Genomic DNA, 16,501 nt, shown 5'->3' on the forward strand with positions numbered 1-16,501 from the left:
CATCATCTTTTCTTTAATTTCTTTGTCTTGCCTTTTCCAGCAACTCAGTAAAGTAGTGTCGCAATGAATAGAGCATGATCAAGCTTGGCACAACCATTACGGCAGTAATAACGAAGAATGTGGTCCAATCATTCAGATAATCGACCAGTTCGCCACTGAATGACGCCAATGTTGTTCGCCCAAAGTTACCTAGCGACGCCAACAATGCGTATTGAGTCGCTGAGAAAGCTTGACCGGTCAATATCGTCAAGAATGATACAAACGCCACTGTCGAGAATGCCGTCGTGAAGTTATCAACAATGATCGTCGCCAAGAACAAGTGTTCATTTGGTCCGACTTTCGCGATCCAAGCAAACATCAGGTTGCTTGCTGCCATTGCAATACCACCAATCATCAAGCCACGTACAATACCAAACTTAACGTTGAACATACTGCCGACAAAGGTGAACAACATGGTCGCACCCCAGCCAATGAGTTTCGAGTAGTAACCGATTTGCTCGTTGCTAAAACCTATCTCTTTATAGAAAGCGATGGACATACGACCTAAGAATGCTTCCCCAATCTTGAATAGGAAAACAAACAATAAAAGCGTGATGGCAACACGAACACCATTTCGATTGAAGAAATCTAAGAAAGGTTCTACAACGGTAACGGTAAACCAAGCGACTAATTTAGAGCCAACTACTTCTTTATGGCGCTGCTCTGCTTCCGATTGAAGCTGTTCACGTTGTGTTTTCGGTTCACCTACCAGCAAAGTGAAGAGCATCAAAATGATGACAATAAACGCCATGCCGTAATACACGCCATTCCAACCGACACTGTCTGCATTGATGAATGCCAAGTAACCAGGTAAAGAGTAGCCAGTCCACCAACCAATTACTGCCATTGCGGAGGCTTGCGGTAATTTCGAATCTTCTGATTTTGGAAAGCTATCAATACGGAATGCATCAATCGCAATGTCTTGTGTTGCTGATGCGGTGGCAATACACAATGCGAGCAGTGAGGTGAAAACTAGGTTTTCCGCTGGATTTACACCTGCAATAAATAGAGTCGCGACCAGCACGACACTTTGGCATAGAAAGATCCAGCTACGACGCTGCCCTAGCAAGCGATGTAATACAGGCAGCTTGACGCGATCGACCAAAGGAGCCCACATAAAGTTGATTGCGTACACCGCAAATACACTGCCGAAGTAGCCAATAGCAGACAGAGTGAGACCTGCATCTTTCAGCCAACCCGACATATTTGAACCAATAAGTACCCATGGGAAGCCACTGGAGCAACCCAACATGAAAACCCAAAGCAGGCGTTTATCAAGGTAACTTTTTACCGTTTCCAACCAAGTGATGGAAGGCAATGAAGACATAAATCAATCCGTTAAAATTGAGCCACTAAAAGAGAAAGCCCTTCGAATATTCAAAGGGCTTATGAGTTTGGCTATTTGAGCAGTGTTGCTTTGGTGATGACGATTTGCGTATCAGGGACATCGCGCATGCGACCGACAGATTTGGTTGGCTGTTGTGCCATCTTTTGAATGACGTCAAAGCCTTCAGTGACTTCGCCAAACACAGCGTAACCCGGTGGGCGAGCGCCATAGTTCAAGAAGTCGTTATCTACTAGGTTAATGAAAAACTGGCGAGTAGCAGAGTCTGGAGCGTTGGTACGAGCCATCGCGATAGTAGCACGGTCATTGTTTAAACCATTGTTACCTTCGTTTTTAATTGGTGCGTATGTCTTCACCATTTGCATATCTTGGTTGAAGCCGCCGCCTTGTGCCATAAAGCCAGGGATCACTCGATGGAAAATGGTGCCCTCGTAGCTACCGTCTTCGACATATTTAAGGAAATTAGCGACAGTAATTGGCGCTTTTTCCTCATTTAACTCAACGGTGAAGTTACCCAGTGTTGTTTCAAACGCAACTTTCGGACCTGCGAAAACACTGCAGCTCAATAGCGCGAGAGAAAGAATAACTTTGCGTAGCATTAGAATCGCTCCTGCATGTATTGACGAAGCTCAGGGTCATTCGCGATTTCTTTCAATGTTAAAGCAACAACATCATTTAATGTTTGCTCAATATCTGAATCTGAAGCGCTTAATGTTCCCGAACGTTTAGCTGTACCAGTATAGGTCTTAACAAGCTTGCCTTGCGGAGTTTCCGCCGTGATCTCTAGTACCACTTTTGCATCCATATGATTTTCCATCACTGAATGCTTCACGTTCACCAACGCTTCTTGAACTTGCAGCTCAATCGAATTGTCACTGTTTAGATCAGAGTGGAAGCCCTGAGAAGAGAACTGCTTCTCTAGCGCTTCTTCAAGAGAAATGCGTAGGTTTTGCTTTGCATGAAGAGGCAAAATGTTTGAACGACCGTTGTCAACAAGTGCAACGTATTGTGCTGCGCGTACATCTTTACTGGTTAGGCTATAGCTCTTACCTTGTACGATAGGGTTTGTGCTTAATGTCGTTTCAGGCATCAGATTCAGTTGAGGTTGTTGTGGCGCTGAACATGCAGCAAGCAAAGCAACCGAAGCCGCGAGTACCAGTTTTTTCATCTTATTATTCCTTTTAAACATTTTGCTAAAGTCAGGACTTTATTGCTTTGCGCCTAATTTAGCAGGATTTTTCGTTGCCTGTAAAATCACGAACTTATTGTTAGAAGCGACTAATTTCACATTTTTGTCGCCAAATAGACGTTTTAGCTTCGCATCGTAACCAAGGTGACGGTTTCCTATGACCAATAGTTTGCCATCTTGGTTCAGTATTTGTTTGGCATCGCAGAACATTTGCCATGCAATGTGATCAGTAATCGCTTGCTGCTGGTGGAAAGGCGGGTTACACATCACCATACAAGTACTGCTTGATTTAAATCCATCCAAACAGTTGTTGGCAATGCACTGAATATCACGCTCTTCTCCTAAATTCGCCAATAAGTTTTGTTTCGCAGACTCGACTGCCATAAAGCTCTCATCGACACAAGTCAGGCGTGCTTGGGGATTCAATTGCCCCACCTTTACGGATAGAACACCATTACCACAACCAAGATCGATGACGTGTTTTAGCTCCGAATCTTGAGGGAGGTGTTGAAGCATAAAACGTGCCCCTAAATCCAGGCTTTCACCAGAGTAAACATTTGGCAGGTTTTTGAGTTCGATGTTTTCGCCGTCAACTCCCCATACTGTCATTGGGTCTACTTCCATAACAGGTTGCGCATTTGCGTGTGAGAAGACTAGACGGTGTTTTTTCCATGCTAGAGAGGTTTTTGTCTCGCCTAAGTATTTTTCGAATAATTTCAGTGTCGAAGTATGGATCTCTTTCGCTTTATTGACCGCAATAATAGGGCAGGTCGCGGGCAACGTTTTACGCAATTGACTCAACAGCCAAACAAGATGTCGGTTGCTTTTAGGTAGCTGTAACAAAACCAAGTCTGCATTCGCAGGAATCTCATCCATGGTGGTGAGAAATGCGACCTTGTTGCCACCATTTTGCTCTAGGTTTTGTTGTGCTCCCTTGTGGGAGATAAAAGAATCACTGACTAAAGTGACATTGTGTTTGTCTGAAAACCAGCAAGCCAACGCACCAAAGTTATCGTTAATAACCACGATATTTTGATTGTCAGGCAGTGCAAGTTCTTCCACGTGATTGATGAGGTATTCATCACCTGCGTCCCATGCTTGAAGAGTCTCATTAGAGCGCATTGGGAAACGATGTAGGGTCAGGCTACGATCATGAAGATTCAATTCGGTTTTCATAACTAAACGTAAGTAGATTCGGAAATTAGTGATTATTGTCGCAAATGATGAAGATTCAAGATACAAAAAGCTGTCAAATTTACTGATTTTCACAGGCTTTTAGCGAACTACCTGGCGTTGAAGAACTCGCAGCGGGGCGTTTCGTTGATTTCATTTAGTAAACTAGAGTATATACTTACCGAATTGGCATCAATGAGGACTGAATATGATCCAAGAAATCATAGAAAAGAAACTGCACAGTGAGCTGCAACCTAATTATTTGAAAGTGATCAATGAGAGCTATATGCATAACGTTCCGCCGGGTTCTGAAAGTCACTTCAAAGTGATTGTGGTGAGTGATGCATTTGCGGGTCAGCGCCTTATTGGACGTCACCGTCAGGTACATACTGTATTGGCTGATGAGCTCGATAATCACATTCATGCATTAGCGATCCACACTTACACCAACGAAGAGTGGAAGCTTGAACAAGATGGGGCACCAGATAGTCCTATGTGTATGGGTGGCGGTCGCTAGAGCGCGATTAAAACACTGATTTAAAAAGATGGTTTCGGCCATCTTTTTTTGTTTTACATCTTTTCGGGACAAAAATGTGGCACAAATAAAGGTTATAAAAAGTGTTAACAGTGTTTCAACAAATGAATGAAAATTAATGCATGTTTCAAAGCATGAATGTTTTTATTCCATATCAAATATATGGGAATTGGCATTTGTGCGTTCGGTCAAACTTATGACTATTCTTTAACCTTTTAGACCTTGTTCTACCGAAATAAACCCTCCTTTCCTAAGATTGGTCATGGCATCAAGTTCCTAAAAAATGCTAGACTACGGCACCTGATAAATCTCGCCTAATATTTGTGACGAGATAATTAATAGGATGTTGCGATTTTGATGTTTTAAACAACATCAAAACCGGACACTGATGTCGTGTCTAAAAGTTACGCAATCAAAAGAATCTTTTTCCCGATAAAAGTAGTGCAAGTGCGTATGATTACAATAAAGAAGGGCTTGGATCTTCCTATCGCAGGAGCTCCATCCCAGGTGATTAATGATGGTAAGACCATCAAAAAAGTCGCCTTGCTTGGCGAAGAGTACGTTGGCATGCGTCCTACCATGCATGTCCGCGTTGGCGATGAAGTGAAAAAAGCGCAAGTTCTTTTTGAAGACAAAAAGAACCCTGGCGTGAAGTTCACTGCTCCAGCAGCCGGTAAAGTGATCGAAATTAACCGTGGCGCTAAGCGTGTACTTCAATCAGTAGTGATTGAAGTAGCAGGCGAAGAGCAGGTTACATTTGATAAGTTCGAAGCAGCTCAACTAGCAGGTCTAGATCGCGAAGTGATCAAGACTCAATTGGTTGAATCTGGTCTTTGGACCGCTTTACGTACTCGTCCGTTTAGCAAGGTTCCAGCAATCGAGTCTGCTACTAAGGCTATTTTCGTAACTGCAATGGATACTAATCCACTAGCAGCACAGCCTGAGTTGATCATCAATGAACAACAAGAAGCATTCGTTGCCGGTCTAGACATTCTTTCAGCCCTGACAGAAGGCAAGGTTTACGTATGTAAGTCTGGCACTAGCTTGCCACGCTCTTCTCAGTCAAACGTAGAAGAACACGTCTTCGATGGCCCTCACCCAGCAGGTCTTGCTGGCACCCACATGCATTTCCTATACCCAGTGAATGCAGAAAATGTGGCATGGAGCATCAACTACCAAGACGTTATCGCGTTCGGTCAGCTTTTCCTAACTGGTGAGCTTTACACTGATCGTGTTGTGTCTCTAGCTGGTCCTGTTGTGAACAACCCACGTCTTCTTCGTACAGTTGTTGGTGCTTCTCTTGAAGACCTAACTGACAGCGAGTTGATGCCTGGTGAAGTTCGTGTGATTTCAGGCTCGGTACTTTCTGGTACTCAAGCGTCTGGTCCACATGCCTACCTAGGTCGTTACCACCAACAAGTTTCTGTGTTACGCGAAGGTCGTGACAAAGAACTGTTTGGCTGGGCTGTACCTGGTAAAAACAAGTTCTCAATCACGAAATCTTTCCTTGGTCACATCTTCAAAGGTCAGTTGTTCAACATGACAACAACGACTAACGGTAGTGACCGTGCAATGGTTCCAATCGGCAACTACGAGCGCGTAATGCCGCTTGATATGGAACCGACACTGCTACTTCGTGATCTATGTGCAGGCGATACTGATAGTGCTCAAGCACTTGGTGCGCTTGAACTGGATGAAGAAGATCTAGCATTGTGTACCTTTGTATGTCCTGGTAAATACGAGTACGGTCTGTTACTTCGTGAATGCCTAGATACCATCGTGAAGGAAGGGTAATCCATGCTTAAGAAATTCATTGAGGATATCGAGCATCATTTTGAACCAGGCGGTAAGCACGAAAAGTGGTTTGCACTGTACGAAGCAGCAGCAACACTATTCTACACGCCAGGTCTAGTAACAAAACGTAGCTCGCACGTTCGTGATAGCGTTGACTTAAAACGTATCATGATCATGGTTTGGTTCGCAGTATTCCCAGCAATGTTCTGGGGTATGTACAATGCGGGTGGCCAAGCTATCGCAGCACTTAACCACATGTACGCTGGTGACCAACTAGCGACAGTTATCGCAGGTAACTGGCACTACTGGCTAACAGAAATGCTTGGTGGCACCATCGGTGCGGAAGCTGGCGTTGGCAGTAAGATGCTACTAGGTGCGACTTACTTCCTACCAATCTACGCAACAGTATTTATTGTTGGTGGTTTCTGGGAAGTGCTTTTCTGTATGGTGCGTAAGCACGAAGTTAACGAAGGTTTCTTTGTAACTTCTATCCTGTTCGCACTTATCGTTCCACCAACGCTACCTTTATGGCAAGCGGCACTAGGTATCACATTTGGTGTTGTTGTTGCTAAAGAGATCTTCGGTGGTACAGGTCGTAACTTCCTGAACCCTGCTCTTGCAGGTCGTGCTTTCCTATTCTTCGCTTACCCAGCGCAAATCTCGGGTGACGTAGTATGGACTGCGGCTGACGGCTTCTCTGGTGCAACTGCTCTTAGCCAATGGGCTCACGGCGGTAGCGGCGCATTGATCAACAACATCACTGGCGCTCCTATCACTTGGATGGATGCATTCATCGGTAACATCCCAGGCTCAATTGGTGAAGTATCAACGCTTGCTCTAATGATCGGTGCAGCGATGATCGTTTACATGCGAATCGCTTCATGGCGCATCATCGCAGGTGTAATGATCGGTATGATCGCAGTATCGACACTATTCAACGTGATCGGTTCTGACACCAACCCAATGTTCAACATGCCATGGCACTGGCACCTAGTTCTAGGTGGTTTTGCATTCGGTATGTTCTTCATGGCAACTGACCCAGTATCAGCTTCATTTACTAACGGTGGTAAATGGTGGTACGGCATCCTAATCGGTGCAATGTGTGTGATGATCCGTGTAGTTAACCCGGCTTACCCAGAGGGTATGATGCTGGCGATTCTATTCGCGAACCTGTTCGCACCTCTGTTCGACCATGTAGTTATCGAGAAGAACATCAAGCGGAGACTAGCACGCTATGGCAAGTAATAACGACAGCATTAAAAAGACGCTGGGTGTTGTTGTCGGGTTGAGCCTTGTTTGTTCAATCATCGTATCAACAGCAGCAGTGGGTCTGCGTGACCAGCAAAAAGCTAACGCTGTACTAGATAAGCAATCTAAGATCATCGAAGTTGCGGGTATCGACGCTGAAGGTAAGAAAGTTCCTGAGCTATTTGCTGAGTACATCGAACCTCGTCTAGTTGACTTCAAAACTGGTGATTTTGTAGAGAAAGCTGAAGACGGCTCTACAGCAGCTAACTACGACCAACGTAAAGCAGCTAAAGATCCTGCTGAGTCTATCAAGCTAACGGCTGATGAAGACAAAGCTAAGATCCTGCGTCGTGCTAACACAGGTATCGTTTACCTAGTGAAAAGTGGTGATGACATTTCTAAAGTTATCATTCCAGTTCACGGTAACGGTCTATGGTCTATGATGTACGCATTCGTTGCGGTTGAAACTGACGGTAACACTGTGTCTGGTATTACTTACTACGAGCAAGGTGAAACTCCTGGACTTGGTGGTGAAGTAGAAAACCCAGCATGGCGTGCTCAATTCGTTGGTAAGAAACTATTCGACGAGAACCACAAACCAGCAATCAAGATTGTTAAAGGTGGTGCTCCAGAAGGTTCTGAACACGGCGTTGATGGCCTATCTGGTGCGACACTAACTGGTAACGGTGTTCAAGGTACATTTGACTTCTGGTTAGGTGACATGGGCTTTGGTCCTTTCCTAGCAAAAGTTCGTGACGGAGGTCTGAACTAATGTCTAGCGCACAAAACATTAAAAAGAGCATTATGGCGCCGGTGTTGGACAACAACCCGATCGCGCTGCAGGTTCTTGGTGTATGTTCTGCTCTTGCAGTAACAACTAAACTAGAAACAGCATTTGTAATGACACTAGCGGTAACTTTCGTAACTGCATTGTCTAACTTCTCTGTTTCTCTGATCCGTAACCACATTCCTAACAGTGTGCGTATCATCGTTCAGATGGCAATCATCGCATCGCTAGTAATCGTGGTAGACCAAGTGCTTAAAGCTTACCTATACGATATCTCTAAACAGCTATCTGTATTCGTAGGTCTTATCATCACGAACTGTATCGTAATGGGTCGTGCTGAAGCATTCGCAATGAAATCTGCGCCAATCCCATCGCTAATTGATGGTATCGGTAACGGTCTAGGTTACGGCTTCGTTCTTATCACTGTAGGTTTCTTCCGTGAACTATTCGGTTCAGGCAAGCTATTCGGCATGGAAGTTCTACCTCTAGTGAGCAACGGTGGTTGGTACCAGCCAAACGGTCTGATGCTACTAGCACCATCTGCATTCTTCCTAATCGGCTTCCTAATCTGGGTAATCCGTATTCTGAAACCAGAACAAGTAGAAGCGAAGGAGTAAGGGCGTCATGGAACATTACATCAGTCTGCTAGTTAAATCGATTTTCATCGAAAACATGGCACTGTCTTTCTTCCTAGGTATGTGTACTTTCCTTGCCGTATCTAAGAAAGTTAAGACCTCTTTCGGTCTAGGTGTTGCAGTAGTGGTAGTACTAACTATCGCGGTTCCTGTGAACAACCTAGTTTACAACCTAGTTCTGAAAGAGAACGCGTTAGTTGAGGGCGTAGACCTTAGCTTCCTAAACTTCATCACCTTCATCGGTGTAATCGCAGCACTTGTACAGATCCTAGAGATGGTTCTTGACCGTTTCTTCCCACCTTTGTACAACGCGCTAGGCATCTTCCTACCGCTGATCACAGTAAACTGTGCGATCTTCGGTGGTGTATCTTTCATGGTACAACGTGACTACAACTTTGCTGAATCTGTTGTTTACGGTTTCGGTTCTGGTGTGGGCTGGATGCTAGCGATCGTCGCTCTTGCAGGTATCCGTGAGAAGATGAAGTACTCAGATGTACCTCCAGGTCTACGTGGTCTAGGCATCACGTTTATCACTGTAGGTCTTATGGCGTTAGGCTTTATGTCTTTCTCTGGTGTTCAACTGTAAGTCGGGTAAACCGCAACAATTAAGGAATAGTCAATGGACATTATTCTTGGTGTAGTGATGTTTACTCTGATCGTACTTGCGCTAGTACTAGTGATTCTTTTCGCTAAGTCTAAGCTTGTACCAACAGGTGACATTACAATTTCTGTGAACGATGACCCTTCACTGGCGATCGTTACACAACCAGGTGGTAAGCTACTATCTGCGTTAGCTGGTGCTGGCGTATTCGTATCTTCTGCTTGTGGTGGCGGTGGCTCTTGTGGTCAGTGTCGCGTAAAAGTTAAATCAGGTGGTGGTGACATCCTACCTACCGAGCTTGACCATATTACTAAAGGTGAAGCACGTGAAGGTGAGCGTCTAGCGTGTCAGGTTGCAATGAAAACTGACATGGACATCGAGCTTCCTGAAGAGATCTTCGGCGTTAAGAAGTGGGAATGTACAGTTATCTCTAACGATAACAAAGCGACATTCATCAAAGAGCTTAAGCTACAAATTCCAGATGGCGAATCAGTACCTTTCCGTGCTGGTGGTTACATCCAGATTGAAGCACCAGCTCACCACGTTAAGTACGCTGACTTCGATGTACCTGACGAGTACCGTGAAGATTGGGACAAATTTAACTTGTTCCGTTACGAGTCTAAGGTAAACGAAGATACGATCCGTGCTTACTCAATGGCTAACTACCCAGAAGAAGAAGGTATTATTATGCTGAACGTGCGTATCGCTACGCCGCCGCCTAATAATCCTGATGTACCACCTGGTATCATGTCATCGTTCATCTGGTCTCTAAAAGAAGGCGACAAGTGTACGATTTCAGGTCCGTTCGGTGAGTTCTTCGCGAAAGACACTGATGCTGAAATGGTATTCGTTGGTGGTGGTGCAGGTATGGCTCCAATGCGTTCTCATATCTTCGACCAGCTAAAACGTCTGCACTCTAAGCGTAAGATGTCATTCTGGTACGGTGCACGTTCTAAGCGTGAAATGTTCTACGTAGAAGACTTCGATGGCCTAGCGGCTGAGAACGATAACTTCGTATGGCACTGTGCACTGTCTGACCCTATGCCAGAAGATAACTGGGATGGTTACACTGGCTTCATTCACAATGTTCTTTACGAGAACTACCTACGTGATCATGAAGCGCCAGAAGACTGTGAATACTACATGTGTGGTCCACCTATGATGAACGCTGCTGTAATCGGCATGCTAAAAGATCTAGGTGTAGAGGATGAGAACATCCTTCTAGATGACTTCGGTGGTTAATCCTCCCAAGTGATTGAATCTATGGCTAGCTCTATAAGGGCTAGCCATTATTTTTTGTAACAAACAAAATGATATTCAACAGTTGATATAGGAAATCGGTTTATCTCAAGAGAACCCATTTTCCATATCAATTTAACGATAATAGGAGTAAACAAGTGAAAAAGTGGCTTGTTGCATTCGCTTCTCTATTGGTTTTGGCTGGCTGTGAGCAGCCTGCGGATCAAATTCATTTAAGTGGTCCAACGATGGGGACTACTTACAACATTAAATACATCGAGCAAGATGGTTTACCTTCACCAGAAGCGCTTCAGACTGAAATCGATCGATTGCTAGAAGAAGTGAACGATCAAATGTCGACTTACCGTGAAGATTCAGAGCTTAGCCGTTTTAATCAACATAAAACTAGCGAGCCATTTGAAGTATCGCCACAAACAGCAACGGTAGTGAAAGAAGCGATTCGCTTGAACGGTCTTACTCTAGGAGCACTAGACGTAACCGTAGGTCCACTAGTGAACCTATGGGGCTTTGGTCCAGAAGCGCGCCCGGATGTGGTTCCAACAGATGAAGAGCTAGCAGCTCGTAAAGCGAATACTGGTATCCATCACCTTTCTGTTGAAGGTAACAAGCTGTCGAAAGATATTCCAAACTTGTACGTTGACTTATCGACGATTGCCAAAGGTTGGGGTGTGGATGTTGTGGCAGATTACCTGCAATCAGAAGGCATTCATAACTACATGGTGGAAGTTGGCGGTGAAATGCGTTTGAAAGGCATAAACCGTGAAGGTGTGCCATGGCGTATTGCGATTGAAAAACCAACCGTTGATGAGCGTTCAATTCAAGAGATTATTGAACCAGGTGACATGGCAATTGCAACAAGCGGTGACTATCGTAATTACTTTGAGAGCAATGGTGTGCGATACTCTCATATCATTAACCCGCATACGGGCAAACCAATCCATCATAAGGTGGTGTCTGTAACGGTACTGGATAAATCGTCGATGACAGCTGATGGTCTTGCAACTGGTCTTATGGTGCTAGGTGAAGACAAAGGCATGGAAATCGCAAATGAGAATAATATTCCTGTTTTCATGATTGTGAAAACGGATGATGGTTTTAAAGAGCTGGCTTCGGAAGCATACAAGCCGTTCATGAAGAAATAACAACAGAAGTGAGCATGTCCTTATGAGTACATTTCTAATTACTTTTGCTGTCTTTGTTGCGGTAATTGCAGCGATGGCAGTTGGTTACATCTTCCAAAAGAAGGTCGTGAAAGGCAGCTGTGGCGGTCTAGGTGCGGTTGGTATTGAGAAAGTATGTAACTGCCCAGAACCATGTGATGCACGTAAGAAGCGCGAAGCACGTGAAGCAGCCCGCGCAGAGAAGCTTGCTGCATGGGAAAAAGATCGCATTGCTTAATATGCGATAATAAGAATGATAAAACCCAGCCAATGGCTGGGTTTTGTTTTTTCGGCTTTGGTTTCTGTTTGAGTATTGAATTAGGTTGGTGACATTAAGTGCCGTCTACTGAGATACGGTTTGATTCCGCCCGTTTCCTTTCGCTTGATACAAACGGTCATCCGCGACTTTAATTTGCTGATCTAAATTGCCCTTGATGTTTGAAACACCGACGCTGATGGTTACTTGAATCTGGTCATCTTGATAAGGAATCGGAGTTTTCTCTACGCGTTGACGCATTTGCTCTAAACGTGTCACAAAGTCGTCGTAGCTGCCGTAGGCTTGGATGCAAAACTCTTCGCCCCCAAATCGTGCAATCACATCATCAGGAAAATAGATTTTTAATATATTGGCGACCATAACAAGTGCAGCATCGCCACCATCATGACCATAGTTATCATTCACTTTCTTAAAGAAATCGATATCTAGCATAGCAATATTGCGTTGCTCATCGTTGTCACATGTTTGCCCAAATAAAAAGCGACGGTTCCATAAGCCAGTGAGTGAATCTTGGTTCGCCATTCTAAATAAATCTGTTGTGGCTTCTTTCATATCCAAGATTTGATGGACCCGACAAAAGAACTCTTCTTGATTAAAAGGCTTGTACAGAAAGTCGTTTGCTCCCGCTTTTAGAAAGCGCGCTGTCATTGAGTGGTCATCACTTCCAGAGATCCCAAGGATCGCCAATTGGTTTTTATCGAGCTTTTGGCGAAGCTCTCGGATCATAGTGATGCCATCTTTGATTGGCATATCATGGTCGGTCAGAACCAAGGTAATATCTGGATTTTGTTCAATAACTTCGATTGCTTGTTGACCATTCTCGGCTTGCAATGTCTGGATGTATTGATGCTCAAGTAATTGTACGACATGGCGGCGAACCGTCATTGAGTCATCAACAACCAGACATTTGTGTTGCTGGTTGTTGGTCAGGCGTTTAATCAGAGGAAGAAGGTAAGAAACGGAGGCCATGCTGTCTTTTAAGATGTAATCGAGTACGCCTTTTGCCAGCATCTTTTCACGAGCATCATCTTGCAACATCGCCGTAAGCACGATGACTTTTTGTTGGTGAGAAAGGACTAAATCGATGATCTCACCGTCCTGCGCATCCGGTAAGCAGTAATCTAAAACTGCACAGAGAAGCTCAGGCTGAGACGTTAAAATAGATTGTGCTTCCGCATAGCTTTCGGCAGCAAGTACTTCATAACCCGCCTGATTTAAGATTTGTTGTAAGTAGTTATTAAAGGCGCGACTGTCTTCGACGACCAGTATTTTATTACTCAAAAAGTTTCCCTACTTTCGTATATAAATCAACTTTAGTGTTATAGAAGTCAATAATAATGAAATGTCACTTTAATGCCATGAAAAATTGTTGCTACCTGACTCCAGATAACACTATTTCCAATACGTGTATTTAGAGCTATACTGTTTTTTTAAACAGTGTTTATTTGTGTGCGGAACGTGATTGAGCGAGTCAGAAAAATAATTCACGTTGATATGGATTGCTTTTATGCAGCGGTCGAGATGCGTGACAACCCCAGTTATCGTGGTATTGCGCTTGCCGTTGGCGGTCATGAGAAACAACGCGGCGTGATCAGCACCTGTAACTATGAAGCGCGTAAATTCGGTGTGCGCAGTGCGATGCCAACAGCCAGAGCGCTTCAACTTTGCCCCCATTTGCTCGTCGTCCCGGGACGAATGCACGTATACAAACAAGTGTCCCAACAGATCCGTACCATTTTCGAGCGATACACGCCACTTATCGAGCCACTATCACTTGATGAGGCGTATCTTGATGTGACTGACTCGACTGCTTGTCGGGGTTCTGCAACCTTAATCGCAGAATCGATCCGCAATGATATCTGGAATGAGCTTGGACTTACTGCATCGGCAGGTATTGCACCGATTAAGTTTCTTGCCAAAGTGGCTTCAGACATGAATAAACCCAATGGACAATTTGTTATTCCGCCAGAAAAGGTTCAAGAAGTCGTAGACAAACTGCCGTTAGAAAAGATTCCAGGAGTTGGTAAAGTGAGCTTGGAGAAGCTACATCAAGCGGGCTTTTACCTATGTGAGGATATCAAAAACAGCGACTATCGTGAGCTGCTACGTCAATTTGGACGCCAAGGTGCTTCGCTTTGGAAACGTAGTCATGGCATCGACGATCGTGAAGTGGTGGTTGAGCGTGAACGTAAGTCGGTTGGGGTCGAGCGCACCTTTAGCGAAAACATTGTGACTTACGATGAATGCTGGCAGGTGATTGAAGACAAGCTCTACCCTGAACTAGAGAAACGATTGGAAAAAGCCTGTCCGGATAAGTCTATTATCAAACAGGGTATTAAACTCAAATTTGCCGATTTTCAACTCACGACAATTGAGCACATCCACCCTCAGTTAGAGCTCGATGACTTTAAAGTACTGTTAAGAGATATACTCAAGCGCCAAAATGGTCGAGAGATACGCTTATTAGGCTTAAGTGTGATGCTCAAGCCTGAGCAACAAGCGCGTCAATTGAGTTTCTTCTAAGCTCGCGCTAATTCAACCTGCTTTAGTACTTGCTCAAAAGAGACATTTGCCATTGACCCATAACCGCGTAACTTGCTCGCTTTCAGTTGCGTGATAATTGGTGTGCTAATTCCACATAAGAAGCGTGCGACAGCTGCATTGCTAATCGCCGTTGGTGAAAGCTGGACAAATTCATCAACCCAAGTCGATAGGTGTCCCAATTCAGGTTGTGTTTGTTGTGGTTGAGGAAAAGATGCGACTTGTCCACGACACACTGAACAGTGACCACATTGAGTTGGAGCATCGTGATCGGCAAAGTACTGCGCCAGTTGGTGACTTAAACAGTCTGACGATTGGAACAGACTCAACATAGTATGAATTCGTTCAATGTCCTTGTGTTCTTTGGATTGGAACAACTCAATTAAATGCTGAGAGATAGCTTCTTGGCTTTGAGTGGCAGGGAGAACCGAGTAAACATCCGTAAGCTGTTTGCTTTCTAATTCAATCCAGCCATTTTGGTGGAAGTAATCTAGCGCCGCAACCACACGGCTGCGCTCAGACTGATAGTTCATCCATAATGCTTCTAAATCCACTTGGCACCATACTTTGGCTTTGGTTGAACAAGCAAAAATGGCTTCAACAAACTGACGTCTCTCGCCTTGGAACTGATTGAGGATGAAACTTTGTTCTTGTAAAAACTTGAAGCGATATTCTGCGAAATAACTGTATTTGGCTTCAATTACTTTTGCCAGCTCTAGGTAAACTAATAAGGTTTTTAGCGGAAGTTGGCGAATGTTGCTGTCGCGAGACAATCGCAACGCCATCACCTCCCACTGCGGAGTGTTCTCGCGAATTTGCTCCAGTACATAATTGATTGAGCTTGGCTCTGGCGTGTCACCGTAAACAAAGTTCTCTAATACCGTTAAGCCGGAGGTATTGCCCAAAAGAATACACTCCGAACGCTGTCCATCACGTCCGGCGCGCCCAATTTCTTGTGCGTAGTTTTCGATAGATTTTGGTAAATCGAAGTGAATAACACGGCGAATGTCAGATTTATCTACCCCCATCCCAAATGCGATTGTTGCGACAATGCAGTCGATTTGCGAGTCCATAAACTGTTGTTGAATTTTCTCACGAATGTCGCTCTTCATACCCGCATGATAAGCGTGAGCATTGATGCCTAAACGGATAAGAGAGCTGGCAACTTGCTCAGCGGTCTGTTGCTGAGTGACATACACGATGCTCGGTAGTTTAGGTGTTGCAGCAATGATGTCATTCAGTTGCGTTTGCTTATTTTCTTCGTCGCAAGGCACCACAGAAATATCGAGATTAGGACGATAGAAGCCAGTAACCGTAATGTTCTCACCAGCGATATTAAACTTGTTTTGCATGTCCTCGATAACCGCTGGCGTTGCCGTTGCGGTTAGCAAGAGCGTTTGAGGGATATTCAGTTCACGTTGGTATTGTGGCAGTTTAAGGTAGTCAGGACGGAAGTTATGACCCCATTCCGAGATACAGTGTGCTTCATCGACCACCATCAAAGAGAGCGGAATCTGACGAATGAATTCACGAAAACGTTCGTTCTTGAGCCGCTCTACCGAAATCATCAAAATCTTAATCTGCCCATTCTTCACGCCAGCCATAACTTGCTGCGCTTCTTCTCGGCTTTGGCTACTGTCGATAGATGCCGCAGCTATGCCTTTACTTTGCAGGAAACCGAGCTGATCTTTCATCAGAGCAAGAAGTGGTGAAATCACCAGTGTTAGGTGTGGTAACTGGGTTGCAGGAAGTTGGTAGCAAAGTGATTTCCCCGAACCAGTCGGAAAGATGGCTGCTGCCGAGTGTCCGTTCATCACTGCTTCAATCACCGGCTGTTGACCGGGTCTTAATGAGTCAAATCCGAACACAGATTGAAGCGTTTGCTGAAGCGAGGCACTTTGCATAATAGGGAAACCT

At 44.6% G+C, this 16,501-nt stretch carries 16 protein-coding genes; 10 read left to right on the top strand and 6 right to left on the bottom strand.

From position 1 onward, the window contains the following. Positions 1-13: 13 nt before the first annotated feature. The 4 genes from OH463_RS14060 to OH463_RS14075 form a co-directional block, all read right to left on the bottom strand. On the bottom strand, positions 14-1,366 hold the full coding sequence (locus OH463_RS14060; protein WP_009698664.1) for an AmpG family muropeptide MFS transporter: 1,353 nt from the start codon (positions 1,364-1,366) through the stop codon (positions 14-16). A 71-nt stretch (positions 1,367-1,437) separates the two neighbouring features. Further along, the gene (locus tag OH463_RS14065) at positions 1,438-1,983 is read right to left on the bottom strand and encodes a peptidylprolyl isomerase (RefSeq protein ID WP_005450945.1); all 546 of its coding nucleotides are present in this window, start codon (positions 1,981-1,983) and stop codon (positions 1,438-1,440) included. Next, entirely contained in the window at positions 1,983-2,552 is a 570-nt protein-coding gene (locus OH463_RS14070; RefSeq protein ID WP_009698663.1) for a YajG family lipoprotein, read from the bottom strand. The genes OH463_RS14065 and OH463_RS14070 overlap by 1 nt, the downstream gene beginning before the upstream one ends. A 39-nt stretch (positions 2,553-2,591) precedes the next feature. Then, a complete protein-coding gene (locus OH463_RS14075) occupies positions 2,592-3,749 on the bottom strand; it encodes a methyltransferase (RefSeq protein ID WP_269991506.1) in 1,158 nt (385 codons plus the stop codon). A 205-nt stretch (positions 3,750-3,954) separates the two neighbouring features. Between OH463_RS14075 and bolA the strand changes: the two genes are divergently transcribed. The 9 genes from bolA to nqrM all read left to right on the top strand — a co-directional run bounded on the left by bolA (position 3,955) and on the right by nqrM (position 12,004). Next, positions 3,955-4,263, top strand: a complete 309-nt coding sequence (gene bolA, locus OH463_RS14080; protein ID WP_005436644.1) for a transcriptional regulator BolA — start codon at positions 3,955-3,957, stop codon at positions 4,261-4,263. 471 nt (positions 4,264-4,734) lie between these two features. Further along, positions 4,735-6,075, top strand: a complete 1,341-nt coding sequence (locus OH463_RS14085; protein WP_005450950.1) for a Na(+)-translocating NADH-quinone reductase subunit A — start codon at positions 4,735-4,737, stop codon at positions 6,073-6,075. 3 nt (positions 6,076-6,078) lie between these two features. Then, positions 6,079-7,320, top strand: coding sequence for an NADH:ubiquinone reductase (Na(+)-transporting) subunit B (locus OH463_RS14090; protein ID WP_005427308.1), 1,242 nt, complete (start codon positions 6,079-6,081; stop codon positions 7,318-7,320). Continuing rightward, positions 7,310-8,095 carry a Na(+)-translocating NADH-quinone reductase subunit C gene (locus OH463_RS14095; RefSeq protein WP_005450952.1) on the top strand — a complete coding sequence of 262 codons (786 nt, stop codon included), beginning with the start codon at positions 7,310-7,312 and terminating at the stop codon, positions 8,093-8,095. The genes OH463_RS14090 and OH463_RS14095 overlap by 11 nt, the downstream gene beginning before the upstream one ends. Continuing rightward, positions 8,095-8,727 carry an NADH:ubiquinone reductase (Na(+)-transporting) subunit D gene (locus OH463_RS14100; protein WP_005450954.1) on the top strand — a complete coding sequence of 211 codons (633 nt, stop codon included), beginning with the start codon at positions 8,095-8,097 and terminating at the stop codon, positions 8,725-8,727. Before OH463_RS14095 ends, OH463_RS14100 begins: the two co-directional genes overlap by 1 nt. Before the next feature lie 7 nt (positions 8,728-8,734). Next, positions 8,735-9,331, top strand: a complete 597-nt coding sequence (gene nqrE, locus OH463_RS14105) for an NADH:ubiquinone reductase (Na(+)-transporting) subunit E (protein ID WP_005436652.1) — start codon at positions 8,735-8,737, stop codon at positions 9,329-9,331. Between the two features lie 33 nt (positions 9,332-9,364). Further along, positions 9,365-10,588 (top strand): NADH:ubiquinone reductase (Na(+)-transporting) subunit F, encoded by a 1,224-nt coding sequence (gene nqrF / locus OH463_RS14110; RefSeq protein ID WP_269991507.1) that lies wholly within the window; start codon positions 9,365-9,367, stop codon positions 10,586-10,588. A gap of 155 nt (positions 10,589-10,743) precedes the next feature. Continuing rightward, the gene (locus tag OH463_RS14115; RefSeq protein WP_017817737.1) at positions 10,744-11,748 is read left to right on the top strand and encodes an FAD:protein FMN transferase; all 1,005 of its coding nucleotides are present in this window, start codon (positions 10,744-10,746) and stop codon (positions 11,746-11,748) included. A gap of 22 nt (positions 11,749-11,770) precedes the next feature. Further along, positions 11,771-12,004 carry a (Na+)-NQR maturation NqrM gene (gene nqrM / locus OH463_RS14120; protein ID WP_005436655.1) on the top strand — a complete coding sequence of 78 codons (234 nt, stop codon included), beginning with the start codon at positions 11,771-11,773 and terminating at the stop codon, positions 12,002-12,004. Positions 12,005-12,109: 105 nt separating this feature from the next. On the opposite strand, the gene OH463_RS14125 is transcribed toward nqrM, so the two are convergent. Continuing rightward, entirely contained in the window at positions 12,110-13,324 is a 1,215-nt protein-coding gene (locus tag OH463_RS14125; protein WP_005450957.1) for a diguanylate cyclase, read from the bottom strand. A 177-nt stretch (positions 13,325-13,501) separates the two neighbouring features. On the opposite strand from OH463_RS14125, the gene dinB reads away from it, so the two are divergent. Then, complete coding sequence (dinB, locus tag OH463_RS14130; protein WP_026000225.1) at positions 13,502-14,566, top strand: DNA polymerase IV; 1,065 nt, start codon at positions 13,502-13,504, stop codon at positions 14,564-14,566. Here the strand turns inward: dinB and OH463_RS14135 are convergent. After that, a complete protein-coding gene (locus OH463_RS14135) occupies positions 14,563-16,488 on the bottom strand; it encodes a RecQ family ATP-dependent DNA helicase (protein WP_053053356.1) in 1,926 nt (641 codons plus the stop codon). The genes dinB and OH463_RS14135 overlap by 4 nt on opposite strands. Positions 16,489-16,501: the final 13 nt, after the last annotated feature.

The organism is Vibrio sp. NFR, assembly GCF_027587095.1.
Classification (GTDB): Bacteria; Pseudomonadota; Gammaproteobacteria; order Enterobacterales; family Vibrionaceae; genus Vibrio; species Vibrio harveyi.

Excerpts from the sequence above, each read along its gene's own strand:
- OH463_RS14095 (WP_005450952.1), top strand. The coding sequence starts at position 7,310 with ATGGCAAGTAATAACGACAGCATTAAAAAGACGCTGGGTGTTGTTGTC.
- OH463_RS14100 (WP_005450954.1), top strand. The coding sequence starts at position 8,095 with ATGTCTAGCGCACAAAACATTAAAAAGAGCATTATGGCGCCGGTGTTG.
- OH463_RS14085 (WP_005450950.1), top strand. The coding sequence starts at position 4,735 with ATGATTACAATAAAGAAGGGCTTGGATCTTCCTATCGCAGGAGCTCCA.
- nqrF (WP_269991507.1), top strand. The coding sequence starts at position 9,365 with ATGGACATTATTCTTGGTGTAGTGATGTTTACTCTGATCGTACTTGCG.
- bolA (WP_005436644.1), top strand. The coding sequence starts at position 3,955 with ATGATCCAAGAAATCATAGAAAAGAAACTGCACAGTGAGCTGCAACCT.
- OH463_RS14075 (WP_269991506.1), bottom strand. The coding sequence starts at position 3,749 with ATGAAAACCGAATTGAATCTTCATGATCGTAGCCTGACCCTACATCGT.
- OH463_RS14090 (WP_005427308.1), top strand. The coding sequence starts at position 6,079 with ATGCTTAAGAAATTCATTGAGGATATCGAGCATCATTTTGAACCAGGC.
- OH463_RS14070 (WP_009698663.1), bottom strand. The coding sequence starts at position 2,552 with ATGAAAAAACTGGTACTCGCGGCTTCGGTTGCTTTGCTTGCTGCATGT.
- OH463_RS14060 (WP_009698664.1), bottom strand. The coding sequence starts at position 1,366 with ATGTCTTCATTGCCTTCCATCACTTGGTTGGAAACGGTAAAAAGTTAC.
- nqrE (WP_005436652.1), top strand. The coding sequence starts at position 8,735 with ATGGAACATTACATCAGTCTGCTAGTTAAATCGATTTTCATCGAAAAC.
- OH463_RS14135 (WP_053053356.1), bottom strand. The coding sequence starts at position 16,488 with ATGCAAAGTGCCTCGCTTCAGCAAACGCTTCAATCTGTGTTCGGATTT.
- OH463_RS14065 (WP_005450945.1), bottom strand. The coding sequence starts at position 1,983 with ATGCTACGCAAAGTTATTCTTTCTCTCGCGCTATTGAGCTGCAGTGTT.
- nqrM (WP_005436655.1), top strand. The coding sequence starts at position 11,771 with ATGAGTACATTTCTAATTACTTTTGCTGTCTTTGTTGCGGTAATTGCA.